Raw genomic sequence first — 12,259 nt, forward strand, 5'->3', positions numbered from 1 at the left:
CGACCGCTTTACGGTAGCAGCGCGGCGACCTCCCGGACGATGACCGCCGGCTCGGTCAGCGGGACAGTGTGCGCGGACCGCTCGGCGACGACGTAGCGGCCGCGGTGGGCGGTCGCGGCGCGATGCGCGTGCGCGGCGTTGGCCTCGGCCCGCCACGTCGCGTTCATGCCGTCGCCCGCGCGGCCACCCGAGATGACGGTGACCGGGACGCCCGCGTCCTCGGGTGGGTTCGCGCGCCAGACGGCGAGTTCGTCGAGGAAGGTGTGGGCCTGCCTGCGCATGGTGCGCACCACGCCGGGGCCGAAGCCCTCCCGCGCCAGATCACGGCGCACGTCGGGCGGGGAGGAGCGAATCTGCTTGCGATACAGCATTTTCAGTAGCCCGAGCCGTGCGAGGACGGCGGCGGTGGCGATCATTCTGCGTTCGGCGCGGCGGAAGCCTTTGCCGAACAGGGATGCGGCGGCTTCGTCGGTCGGGTCGACGAGGACCAGGCCCGCGATCCGGTCGGGGCGGCGTGCCGCGGCGAGCCGGACGATGGGTCCGCCCGCGCTGTGGCCGACGAGCAGGAACGGGCCGGGCTCGAAGTGGTCGAGCACGTCGTTGAGGTCGTCGGCCATGGCGCTGAGGGTGCGTTCGGATGCGGTGGGTGCGCTGTTGCCGAGTCCGGAGCGGTCGTAGACGATCGCGCGCGTGTGCCGTGCGACCTCGGGCTGCACCAGCGCCCAGCTCGAGCGGCTGGCGCCCGCGCCCGCCTCGAAAACGACTGTGGGCGTGGCTTGGTCGCCGGTATCCGGGCCGGGCAGCCACATGGCGTACAGCCGCCGTCCGTCGCGGGTGGTGACCCAGTCGGCGATTCCCTGCGTATGTCGTTCGGTGTCGGTCATCGACCGACATTCTCGCCGACGAGTGGCCGCCGTGGTGGCGCCGCCACTGGGAGGCTTAAGGGTATGACCGACAAGAAAGTGGCCACCGAGCCGAACGACCTGGGCAGATATTTCATCGAACGCGTCAACGCGGGCGACGTCGACGGGCTGGTGGCGTTGTACGAGCCGGACGCGGTGCTGGCGTTCCCGCCCGGCAACGTCGCGACCGGGCATGCGGAGATCCGGAAGGTGCTCGCGCAGTTCGTCGCGGCCGCGCCGCAGCTCTCGCCGGGTAGGCAGCATCCGGCGCTGGTGAGCGGCGACCTGGCGCTGACCGCGACCACGCTGACCACCGGTGAGGTGACCGCCGAAGTCGCCCGCCGCCAGCCGGACGGGTCGTGGTTGCTGGTAGTGGACCAGCCGGTGCTCGTGCCGTAACCCGGGCGGTGGTGTGCCGGTGCCATCCCGGCCCACCACCATCCCGTCACCCCACCGTGCCCCGCTATGCCGGGTTGGGCCGTGCCATCGCCGATTCCGTCACTCATTCGTTGGCGTTGGGTTGATCGGGGGCGCAGCTGATCAGCAGCTGGGCGGTGTGCGCGATGTGATCGCGCAGCAACTCCTGCGCGTGGTCGGCGTCGCGAGCCAGTGCGGCGTCGAGCAGTGCGCGATGTTCGGCGGCGAGGTCGCGGCCGGGTTCGTTGCCGAGGGATACCGACCACTGCAGATACAGTTCGGCCTCCTGTCGTAGCGAGCGGGCCGTGTCGATCAGCCGCTGGTTGCGGCAGCCGGCCAGCAACGCCCGGTGAAAGGCCGCGTGCGCCTGCGACCACTCGTCGGTCGGATGGTCCGGATCCGCCGGATCGCGGTAGCGGGTGCGTTCCAGAAGGTGGTGTGCCGCAACGGCGTCCGCCTCCCACCGCATGTCACCTTCCAGTACGGACAGCCGCAGCACCAGGGATTCGATCTCCACTCGCGCCTGCGTCAGCTCGGCCAGATCCTGATGCGACAGCGGCCGGACCTGGTAGCCCAGATGCGGCCTCGTCACCACAAGTCCCTCGGCGACGAGCCTGGTCAGCGCCTCGCGGGTGGCGCCGACGCTGACCTGGTAGCGGTCGGCCAGGTCCGGGAACTTGAGTCGTTCACCCGGCATCAGCCGACCGCCGAGGATATCGGCGCGCAGCGCCTGATGAATGCCGTCGGTACGGGTCGTGCCGCCGCTCTTCGCCATGCACTCACTGTAGCAGTTTACGAATACCTATTGAACTTTCGAAAGTTTCGGCCTACTTTCGAACATGTCCACGGCAAGTAAGGAAACGTCCAATGCTCTCGAACAACCTTCGACGTCCGACCGTCTTCCGTGCCGGAACGGTCCTCACGATGGATTCCACCCACACCGTGCTGGAAGACCACGATGTGCTCGTGGTCGACGGCCGGATCGCCGCCATCGGTGTCGATCTCGTCGTTCCCGACGACGCCGATGAGATCGACGCTCGCGGCGGCATCGTCATGCCCGGGATGATCGACACCCACCGGCACATGTGGCAGACCACGACCCGTGGCTACGGTGCCGACTGGACCCTGTCGCAGTACTTCGTGTGGTTCTACCTGAACTGGGGCAAGAAATTTCGGCCCGAGGACATCCACGCCGGGAATCTCCTCGGCGCGCTGGAGGCGATCGACAGCGGGGTGACCACCTGCGTGGATTGGTCGCACGGCCTGCGGACCATCGACCACGCCGACGCCGCGGTCGACGCGCTCGCCTCGGTGCCTGGCAGGTTCGTGCTGGCCTACGGCAATATCCAGGACGCGCCCGCGAACTGGACGGGCACAACAGAATTCCGCGAGTTCTTCGACCGCCGGTCCGGCGATGTCGAGGGCTTCCAGATCGCCTTCGACGTCACCGGCGATCCGAGTTTTCCCGAGCTGCCCGCGTTCGAGGTCGCCCGCGAACTCGATCTGGCGGTGACCACGCACGCCGGGGTCTGGGGAGCGACCGGCGACGACGCCGTTCGACTGATCCATGAGCACGGCTTCGCGGAGGCTAGGACGGTGTATGTGCACGCCTCGACGCTGTCGGCGGACTCCTACGCCCGCATCGCGGCGACCGGGGGATCGGTGTCGGTGTCCACGGAGAGCGAACAGAGCGCCGGGCAGGGCTACCCCGCGACCGCTGCCCTGCGCGCCCATGGCATTCCGGTCTCGCTGTCGGTGGACAGCTGTGTGCTGTGCAGCGGTGATCTGTTCTCCGCCATGCGGACAACGCTCGGCGCGGATCGCGCCTACGAACATCTGCGGGCGCACGCGCGCGGCGAGACCGTCACCCATGCCTCGGTGCATGCCGACCAGGCTGTCGAGTGGGCCACCATGGGTGGTGCGCGAGCGATCGGGCGCGACGGCGAGATCGGCAGTGTGGAGGTCGGCAAGAAGGCGGACCTCGTACTCGTCCGCAACGACGCTTCGCCGGTGATGACGCCGCTGCTCAACCCGCACGGGCACATCGTTTTGCAAGCCCAGCGTGCCGATGTCGACACGGTGCTGGTCGACGGCCGGATCGTGAAGCGCGATCACCGCCTGGTCGGTGTCGACCTGGCCGGTGCGCGCCGCGCGGCGCAGGCGACGGTCGACTACCTGCGCGCCGAGATAGGGGAGCGGGCCTGGCGCGAGGGTATGAATCCGGAGATCCCCGAGACCAAGGTCCTCGACAACCCCTACACCTACACCGACTACCGGTCAGCGGCCACACACGGTGACCACGCGTCGAAGTGACGACCGTCCGCACCCCATTCAGTCAGGAGTCCATGCCATGCGTTTCGCCACCATCTCGGATCGGTTGTCGCTGATCACCTTGTCCGACACCGTCATCGACCTCGCCCGTGCCAGCGGCGGGCGGTTCGGCCCGAGCATCCAGGATGCCTATGCGCACTGGGACGAACTGCTCGAGTTCTGCGCGACCGTCACAGAGGAGGGCACGCCGTTGTCGGCCGTCGCGACAACCGAATTCGGCAATCCGGCCCCGAATCCCCGGCAGCTGTTCGCGATCGGTCTCAACTACGCCGACCACGCCGCGGAGTCGGGATTGGCCGCTCCCGAGGAACCGGCGGTGTTCACCAAGTTCGTGACCTCGCTGGCCGCTCCGCACGGGACGATCACGCTGGTGCCGGGCAAGGTGGACTGGGAGGTCGAGTTGGTGGTGGTGCTCGGCCGCCGGGCGCACCACGTGGCCGCCAGTGACGCGTGGCGATATGTCGCGGGAGTTACCGTGGGCCAGGATATTTCGGAGCGGGTTCGGCAGCGGGTCGGTCCGGCGCCCCAGTTCAGCATGGGCAAGTCCTACCCGGGCTTCGGTCCGATCGGACCGGTGCTGGTCACCCCGGACGAGTTCGACGATCCCGACGATCTGGAACTGGGCTGCCTGATCAACGGCGAGCAGATGCAGCAGGGCCGGACCGCCGACATGGTCTTCCCGGTGCCCGAGCTGATCGCGCGCCTGTCGGCGATCACGCCGTTGCTGCCGGGCGATGTCATCTTCACCGGAACCCCCGCCGGGGTCGGGTTCGGCCGCACGCCGGAGCGGTACCTCGCGCCCGGCGACGAACTGGTCAGCTACGTGCGTGGCGTCGGCGAGATGCGTCACCAGATCATCGCCGGGCACTGAGCCGCCCCGAATTCCTAGGAGACACCATGGCTTTGCACCGCCTGGCCTCGGTCACGATCGGCGTGCCCGACCCGGCCGCGACGCGCGAGTACTACACCGAGTTCGGTCTCGCACCCCGATCGGACGGCTGGCTGTCCACGCGCGACGGCGGCGATCAGCTGCGATTGGTACCGGCGCCGTCGCGCCGGCTGGCCGAAATCGTCGTCGGCGCCGACGATTCCGATGATCTCGACGCGGTGGCCGCCCGGCTGCGCAGGCTCGGCCTGCCGGTGGAGCGCACCGCCGACTCGGTCGCCACCGTGGAGCCGATCGCGAATTTCCGTGCCGTGGTACGGATCTCGAACCGAATCGCCCAGCCCGCCGCGCCGGTGCCGCCCTACAACGGGCCGGGCCGCATCGAGCGCCGCGGCACCCGCGCCCCCGGCGTCCTGCGCACCGACCCGGTACGGCCACGCAAGCTCGGCCACGCGGTCCTCGGCTCGATCGACTACCCGGCCACCCGCCGCTTCTTCACCGAGGGGCTGGGTTTCAAGCTGTCCGACGAGATCAAGGGCGAGGGCGCGTTCCTGCGGTGCTCCACCGACCATCACAACGTGCTGGTGCTCAACGCGCCGGTCAACTTCCTGCACCACACCTCATGGCAGGTCGACGATGTCGACGACGTCGGCCGAGGTGCCACCGCCATGCTCGAGGGCAACCCCCAGCGGCACATCTGGGGCCTCGGACGCCACCATGCGGGCTCGAACTTCTTCTGGTACCTCAAGGATCCAGCGGGCAACTTCTCCGAGTACTACTCCGACATGGACTCGATCATCGACGATCAGCTCTGGACCCCGGAGGTCTTCGACGGCGCCAGGGGCCTGTTCAGCTGGGGCCCGCCACCACCGCCGTCATTCCTGCACCCCGACGACCTCGCGGCCCTGATGACCGGCGCGCACCACGCCGGATAAACGACTTACCAGGAGAGAACATGTCTGACCTGTACGTACCCCAAATCCCGGACAACCTGAACATCCGGTTCGTCGAGAACCGCATCGTTGTCGAGCGCCCGGCGCATGTCGTCTACGACTGGGCGACGACCTGGTCGAATCTGCCGAAGTGGCTGCCTTTCGCGTCGGGCACCGAGGTGCGCCGCGGCACCGACGGCGTCCCGGCCGAACTCGGGGATGTGTTGCTCGAGTACATCTTTCCGGAGCTGAACGAGCAGCCGAAGGAATACACCGTGGTGGCGCGGGTGCCCGGCAAGCTGTGGGCGGTGGTCGGCCGCGACGTGCTCGACGACGGCGTCCCGGCCGCCGCGATGCACGCGATCGCCACCTTCACCACCTTCGACCTCGGTGACGGTACGACCTTGTTCTGCCGCCTGTTCCAGCGGCTGATCCCCGACACCGAGCCGCCCGGCCCGCACCCAGTCGAAGACTCGGCGAAGGTCCAGCCCGGACTGGAGCTGCTGAAAGCGCACATCGAGGGCACTGCCGGATAGCCCGGCGCCCCCCGCACACCCCGCCACTACACAGAATCGCGAGACAGCCCGATGAACAGTGACACCACGCTTGCCAAGCCCTACCTGACCGGCCACTACCAGCCCGTGCCGGATGAGGTGACCGCGCACAACCTGCCGGTGCGCGGAACCATCCCCGCCGAACTGAACGGCCGCTACTTCCGCAACGGCCACAACCCGAAACCCGGTGACATACCCACACATTGGTTCAAAGGCGCGGGCATGCTGCACGGCCTGCGGCTGCGCGACGGACGGGCCGAGTGGTACCGCAACCGCTGGGTGAAGACGCCCGCCCTCGACGGCGCACCCTATATCCGCGCGGACGGCAGCATAGACTTGACCGCGAGCGTGGCGGGCACCCACATCATCGAGCACGCCGGTCGCATCCTGGCGCTGCAGGAGGCGAATCTGCCGTTCGAGGTGACCGCGGAGTTGGATACCGTGGGCGCCTACGACTTCGGTGGCAAGCTGAAGACCGCGATGACCGCGCACCCGAAGGTGGATACGGTCACCGGGGAACTGCACTTCTTCGCCTACTCCTCGGTCGCGCCACACCTGATCTACTACATCGCCTCCGCCGCGGGCGAGCTCCGCCATCAGCAGGTCGTCGAGGGGGCCGGGCCGTCGCTGATGCACGACTTCGCGATCACCGAGCACTACGCGGTGTGGCTGGACCTGTCGGTGACCTTCGATCCTGCCGAAACCTCCGGCATCCCTTATCGGTGGGATGACGCCTACCGAGCACGCATAGGCATTCTGCCCCGCACCGCGCCTGGCCCGGTGCGCTGGTTCGACGTGGAACCCGGTGCGATGCTGCATGTTTCGAATGCCTACGAGGACGCGGCCGGGTGCGTAGTCGTGGAGGGTCCGCGGCTGGACCGGTCGAGCTGGGAGACGTCGTGGAAGTGGTGGACCGGCGCACCCGGATACCCGACCGACCCGGTCGCCGGCGCCCTGCAGCACCGCTGGGTCCTCGAACCAGGGCAGATCGCGGCGCGTGAGGAAATGATGGACTCGCTGGTCACCGAATTCCCGACCATCAACGACGACTACATCGGGCGCCGCAACCGCTACAGTTACGCGGTCGCCTACCCGGGCTCCGGATCCGACGGCGTCGGAATCGTCAAGTACGACAACGACACCGGCGCACGCCTGCTGGCCCCGACGGGTGCCGGCCGGATCCCCGGCGAAGCTGTTTTCGTCCCCGCCGCCGACGCCACGGCCGAGGACGACGGCTACCTGCTCACCCTCGTCGGTGACCGCGCCGGTACGGCATCGGAGCTGCTCGTCCTCGACGCCCGCGATTTCACCGCGCCGCCGGTCGCGGCCGTCGAACTGCCACGACACGTGCCCGGCGGTATCCATGGCTCCTGGATCGCGGACTGACCGACGGGTCCGACTGCGGCACAACCGAATTCATTAGGACGAACACAAGCGGCCGTCCGATGGCCACCGCTGCGTCGGACGGCCGCCTGCGCATGGACCTGGAGACAGATCATGAACCCCCGACCACAGCTCCTTCCTGAATCCCGAACCGCCACCCGGGCGTGGCTCGGTCTCACCGTCCTGGCCACCGCGCAGTTCCTGGTCGTGCTGACCACCTCGATCGTCAATGTCGCGCTGCCCGACATCGGGCGCGGTCTCGGCCTGTCGCCCATCGGGCTGTCCTGGGTCGTCAACGGCTACGTACTCGCCTTCGGGGCTCTGCTGCTCCTGGGTGGCAGGCTCGGCGACGTGGTCGGACGGCGGCGGGTATTCCTCTACGGCACAGCGATTTTCACGGCGACCTCGATCGCGGCGGGACTCGCCCCCACTGCCGTGGTCCTGATCGCCGCCCGAGTCGGACAAGGGGTGGGCGCGGCACTGCTCGCCCCGACCGCGCTCGCGCTGGTGCTGGCCTTGTTTCCCGCAGGCGCGGGCCGCGCGCGGGCAATCGGGGTGTGGGGCGCGGTATCGGGCATCGGCGGCGTCGCCGGAGTGCTGTCGGGTGGCCTCTTGACCGGCGTATTCGGCTGGCGCGCAGTATTTTTCATCGGTGCACCGGTCGCGCTCGCGGTGCTGGTCGCCACGATATCGCTGGTACCCGCCGACCCCGCGGCGGGCGGCCGGATCGACCTGTGGGGCGCGGCCACCGTGACCGGTGGGCTCGCCGCACTCACCTACGCGTTGTCGATCGGCGGACAATACGGGTGGACCACGCCTCGCGTCATCGTCCCACTGATCGCGGCGGTAATACTGCTCATTCTCTTCGCCGGAGCACAGCGGCGGCTGTCGCAGCCGCTCGTCGCGCCCGCGATCCTGCGCGTCGGCGGGGTAGCGGCCGCGAACATCGTCATGACACTGCTCGGCGCGGTATGGCTGGGACTGTTCTTCTTCCTGCCGCTCTACCAGCAGAAGGTGCTCGGCTACACGCCGATTCGAGCCGGTCTCACCCAACTGCCACTGGCGATCATGATCACCACGGCTTCCACGATCACACCGAGACTTGCCCGACGCCTCAACGCCCGCGCCCTGCTGGCCGGCGCACTGGCGCTGCTCGCGGCCGGGCTGGCCTGGCTCGCGCGCACCCCGCTCGACGGGCGCTTCCTCGCCGACATCGCCGCCCCCTCGCTACTCATCGGCGCCGGACAGGGCATCGCATTCGTCCTGCTCACCGCGCGAGCCACCGCCGACGTCCCCGCCGAACACACCGGACTGGCCGGCGGACTGATCAACACCACCCGCCAGATCGGCGGCGCACTCGGACTCGCCGGGCTGCTCGCCATCACCACCGCGACCGGCGACTCCGGCAACCAACCCGCACCGGCCCATCTCGCCCACGCCTACGGCGCCGCGTTCACCGCCACCGCCGCCATCGCCGCACTCGCGGCCCTGCTCACCGTCGTCCTTCGTGACCGACCTGCACGGTGAACCGCTCCGCCACAAGGCGGAGCGGTTCACCGTGCAGGTCGATGGCGGACGGGACGGTCGCGGAAGTCCCGCCACCGCTCGGTGCAAGACGGTGTGGCAGAACGACTTCGGCGGATTCGAAAGCAGCGGGGGCGGGGTTACTGCCGAGCATGTCCACGAGCTGGACGTGCTGTTCAGTTGGGTCGGCCGGTGGACCGTTGCCGGGTGACCTCGGCGACGCTGGCCCAGTCGAGGTCCGCGCCGATCTGCTCGACCGCGGTGGCGAACACGTCGTGCAGGGCCGGTCCGGTCGGTAGGTCGACGCCGAGTTCGGCGGCGGTGTCCAGCGCGAGGTTCAGGTCCTTCAAGCCCAGGGTCGTGGTGAACCCCGCCGGCGTGTAGGTGCCCGTCGCGATGGCGTTGCCGTAGCCGCCGTACACCACGCCGGGGAAGATCGAGTCGTTGATCATTTCGATGAATCGTTCCGTGTTCAGCTCGGCGTGCTGCAGCAGGGTGATCGATTCGGACAGTGCCTGCAACGCGTGCAGGATCAGATAGTTGACCGCGATTTTCACCGTCGGCGCGGCGTCGACGGCGTCACCGAAGTCCCACACCCGGCGGCCGAGCACGGCGAGCATCGGTGCCGCCGCGGCGCGCACGTCCGCGTCGCCCGAGATCAGCACGGCGAGCTTCCCGGCCACCACCGCCTCGGGCCTGCCGATCACCGGGGCGCTGAGGTAACCCCCGCCTGCCGCGGCGAACTCGCGAGCCGCCGCCGGGCTGATGGTCGCGTGGTTGATGTGCGCGAAGCCCTCGGGCGCGCAGTGGATCCGGTCCGCGGTGAAGACCTCCCGCACGGCCGCCTCGTTGCTCAGCATCGAGAAGACCATTCCGGTGGCGATCGCGTCCTCGGGGCGGTCGGCGAGCGTCGCGCCGCGCGCCAGCAGGTCGGCCGCCTTGGCTGCGGTCCGGCTCCACACGGTGACGTCGTAACCGGCATCGAGCAGCCGGCCCGCGATGGCACCGCCCATCTTCCCGAGTCCGATGAAGCCCACCTGGCGATTTGTCATGATTGTTTCTCCGTTCTCCGCAGGGCCTGCGGTCATGAGTTGCTGTCGAGTGCGCGCGACATTTCCGCACCGAGCCTGCGCAGCGGTTCCCGGTTCGGGCGGAGCGTGGCGTCGAGGTCGCGCAGCTGCCAGTTCTCGTCCACGTCCTGCTCGGTGATGACGGCTTCGACGCGTGTGTCGAGCAGTCGCATGTGCAGGCCGCGCAGGACGCCGATGAGCTGTTCGGCGCCCCTGGCGCCGCCGTGGGTGCCGTAGGTCAGAACGCTCGCGGGTCGATCACGCCATTCCCAGTAGAGGTAGTCCAGCGCGTTCTTCAAAACCCCCGGGTAGCCCCAGTTGTATTGCGGGAACACGAATAGGAAGCCGTGGTAGCCCTGCACGAGCAGGCTCCACGCCCGGGTGTGTTCGTGCTCGTATTGCCGTAGCGCTGCTCGGCGCGGTTCGTCCAGGAACGGCAGCCCGACCTCGGCGAGATCGAGCAGGTCATAGTCGAGAGCGCTCTCCTCCCGTAGCGTGTCGCGTGCCCAGGCGGCTATACCGGCGCAGATACGCGTGGGGCGGGTGCTGCCGATCAGAACCGCGACGCGCTTCTTGTCCGTCATAGGACCACTTCTTCCCCTAACTCGGTCGTGTCGAGCCCGGCGGCACCGCGTGCCGCCGAACCTGTGCACACCACGCAATTGTTCGTCCCACATACTGTTTGTGACACGAACTAAAATAGTTGGTATCACTAACCGAATCAAGCTAGCCTGGTCCACTGTGACCACTGACGCACCCGACCCGCCGGACCTGGTCGACGGGCTGATTCAGCTGTCGTTCATCCTGCAGGCGATCCTCGGCCGCCTCGCCGGGCGGCAAGGGCTATCGGTCACCCAGTTGCGAATGCTCGCGGTGCTCGACGATCGCGAGATCGGCATGCGGCAACTGGCGGACATCCTGGAACTGGAGAAGTCCAGCGTCACCGGCTTGGTCGATCGAGCCGAGCGGCGCGGCCTGGTGCGGCGGATCGCCGTTCCTGGAAACCGGCGCGCCGTCCATGTCACCGTCACCGCCGACGGCCGCGCCGTCGTGCGTCTGGTACGGGAGGCGGTGCGAGCCGAGATCGGCGATCTGGCAAGCACTTTGAGCGAGCGGCAGCAGGGCGCCTTCGGTCGATCGATCGAAACACTGATCCTGCATTACGTCACCCGGCACGCAATTCCGGTGTGAGCGTCCTCGCTGCCCGTCGGCCAAGCCCTTGACGTCATCCCTGGCCCAGGGGCTTGCCCTGGTCGGGCATCGGTCAGCGGCGTGGCGCGACGAACGCGTGGTCTGTGCCGAGCTCTAGGTGGTGGATCTCCGCTGCGTGGCCGATGTTGTCGCGTATCACCGCAGCGTGTCGGTGAATTCGCGGAACCGGCGGGCGACGACGGCCGGACGTTGGGCCGGAACCCAGTGGTTCCCCTCGATCTCGTGGGTCCGCAGGTTCGTCGCGAACGGCTGCGGCGCCTCGGTCTGGCAGGCCACCGAGACGTGGATGTCGTCGCGCGGCGCGAGCACCTGGACGGGCACCGTGACCGGGCGTGGCCGCGGAAACAGCACGGGCCGAATCATATTGGCCCGATAGAGCGCGATGCCGTCGAGGGTGTCGGGCAGTGTGATGGTGTGCGGCGCGGTGCCTTCGGGCTCGCCGCGCACGCTCGACGCCGCCACGATGCGGGACACCAGGCCACGCCGCACCGCGACCTCGGGCAGCGCGGGTAGTTGGAACGGCACGGAATAGAAGGAGTGCCGCAGCTGGGTCAGCACCTCGCGCGGGTGGCGGCGGATGCCGCGCACCCACACGCCGGTCATGTCGAGTGAGGGCCCCGAGATGCTGGTGAACGACCTTGTCCGGGCGGCGAATTCGGGGTCGGCGACCGCGTCCCAGGCGGCGATGGAACCCCAGTCGTGCGTGAGCAGGTGTGCGCCGTCCGGCGCGACCGCGTCGAGCACGGTGGTGAGGTCGGCGACCAGCTGCGGAATGCGATAGGCGGCAGTCGAATTCGGCCGCCCGGAGTTACCGGCGCCGCGCACGTCGTAGGCGACGACCCGGAAGCGATCGGTGAGCAGTGCGACGACACCGTCCCATACCCGGTGGTCGTCGGGCCAGCCGTGCACGAGCAGCGCGGTCGGCGCATCGGCGGGGCCGGACTCGTATACGGCCAGTGTCACCCCATCGGTAGCGGTGAGGATCCGGGACGGTTCGGTGTCGGTGAACGTGGTCATGGCGCACTGCCTCCAGCTTCGTTGCCCAGAA

At 68.6% G+C, this 12,259-nt stretch carries 13 protein-coding genes; 8 read left to right on the forward strand and 5 right to left on the reverse strand.

From position 1 onward, the window contains the following. Positions 1-8: 8 nt before the first annotated feature. Positions 9-884, reverse strand: coding sequence for an alpha/beta fold hydrolase (locus tag F5X71_RS14120; protein ID WP_167462360.1), 876 nt, complete (start codon positions 882-884; stop codon positions 9-11). Positions 885-947: 63 nt separating this feature from the next. Between F5X71_RS14120 and F5X71_RS14125 the strand changes: the two genes are divergently transcribed. After that, positions 948-1,301, forward strand: coding sequence for a YybH family protein (locus F5X71_RS14125; RefSeq protein WP_203218299.1), 354 nt, complete (start codon positions 948-950; stop codon positions 1,299-1,301). Between the two features lie 103 nt (positions 1,302-1,404). Here F5X71_RS14125 and F5X71_RS14130 read toward each other — a convergent pair whose 3' ends face one another. Beyond that, the gene (locus F5X71_RS14130; RefSeq protein WP_167462361.1) at positions 1,405-2,094 is read right to left on the reverse strand and encodes a GntR family transcriptional regulator; all 690 of its coding nucleotides are present in this window, start codon (positions 2,092-2,094) and stop codon (positions 1,405-1,407) included. A gap of 149 nt (positions 2,095-2,243) precedes the next feature. On the opposite strand from F5X71_RS14130, the gene F5X71_RS14135 reads away from it, so the two are divergent. The 6 genes from F5X71_RS14135 (at position 2,244) to F5X71_RS14160 (ending at position 8,932) form a co-directional block, all read left to right on the forward strand. Then, on the forward strand, positions 2,244-3,632 hold the full coding sequence (locus F5X71_RS14135; RefSeq protein ID WP_238815883.1) for an amidohydrolase family protein: 1,389 nt from the start codon (positions 2,244-2,246) through the stop codon (positions 3,630-3,632). Positions 3,633-3,669: 37 nt separating this feature from the next. Then, positions 3,670-4,521, forward strand: a complete 852-nt coding sequence (locus F5X71_RS14140; protein WP_167462363.1) for a fumarylacetoacetate hydrolase family protein — start codon at positions 3,670-3,672, stop codon at positions 4,519-4,521. Between the two features lie 26 nt (positions 4,522-4,547). Next, positions 4,548-5,471: a VOC family protein gene (locus F5X71_RS14145; protein WP_167462364.1), complete on the forward strand. Its 924-nt coding sequence runs from the start codon at positions 4,548-4,550 to the stop codon at positions 5,469-5,471. A gap of 20 nt (positions 5,472-5,491) precedes the next feature. Further along, positions 5,492-6,004, forward strand: coding sequence for an SRPBCC family protein (locus F5X71_RS14150; protein WP_167462365.1), 513 nt, complete (start codon positions 5,492-5,494; stop codon positions 6,002-6,004). A gap of 51 nt (positions 6,005-6,055) precedes the next feature. Further along, the gene (locus tag F5X71_RS14155) at positions 6,056-7,408 is read left to right on the forward strand and encodes a carotenoid oxygenase family protein (RefSeq protein ID WP_167462366.1); all 1,353 of its coding nucleotides are present in this window, start codon (positions 6,056-6,058) and stop codon (positions 7,406-7,408) included. A gap of 111 nt (positions 7,409-7,519) precedes the next feature. Further along, the gene (locus F5X71_RS14160; protein ID WP_167462367.1) at positions 7,520-8,932 is read left to right on the forward strand and encodes an MFS transporter; all 1,413 of its coding nucleotides are present in this window, start codon (positions 7,520-7,522) and stop codon (positions 8,930-8,932) included. A gap of 173 nt (positions 8,933-9,105) precedes the next feature. Here F5X71_RS14160 and F5X71_RS14165 read toward each other — a convergent pair whose 3' ends face one another. Together F5X71_RS14165 and F5X71_RS14170 are read right to left on the reverse strand one after the other, a co-directional pair. Next, entirely contained in the window at positions 9,106-10,017 is a 912-nt protein-coding gene (locus F5X71_RS14165; protein ID WP_342803770.1) for an NAD(P)-dependent oxidoreductase, read from the reverse strand. Next, positions 10,014-10,583 carry an NADPH-dependent FMN reductase gene (locus F5X71_RS14170; protein WP_167462369.1) on the reverse strand — a complete coding sequence of 190 codons (570 nt, stop codon included), beginning with the start codon at positions 10,581-10,583 and terminating at the stop codon, positions 10,014-10,016. The genes F5X71_RS14165 and F5X71_RS14170 overlap by 4 nt, the downstream gene beginning before the upstream one ends. A 157-nt stretch (positions 10,584-10,740) precedes the next feature. Here F5X71_RS14170 and F5X71_RS14175 point away from each other — a divergent pair, with 157 nt between their 5' ends. Beyond that, a complete protein-coding gene (locus F5X71_RS14175; protein ID WP_167462370.1) occupies positions 10,741-11,190 on the forward strand; it encodes a MarR family winged helix-turn-helix transcriptional regulator in 450 nt (149 codons plus the stop codon). A gap of 156 nt (positions 11,191-11,346) precedes the next feature. On the opposite strand, the gene F5X71_RS14180 is transcribed toward F5X71_RS14175, so the two are convergent. Continuing rightward, positions 11,347-12,228: an alpha/beta fold hydrolase gene (locus F5X71_RS14180; protein ID WP_167462371.1), complete on the reverse strand. Its 882-nt coding sequence runs from the start codon at positions 12,226-12,228 to the stop codon at positions 11,347-11,349. Positions 12,229-12,259 lie beyond the last annotated feature (31 nt).

It is taken from the genome of Nocardia brasiliensis, assembly GCF_011801125.1.
Taxonomy (GTDB): Bacteria; Actinomycetota; Actinomycetes; order Mycobacteriales; family Mycobacteriaceae; genus Nocardia; species Nocardia brasiliensis_C.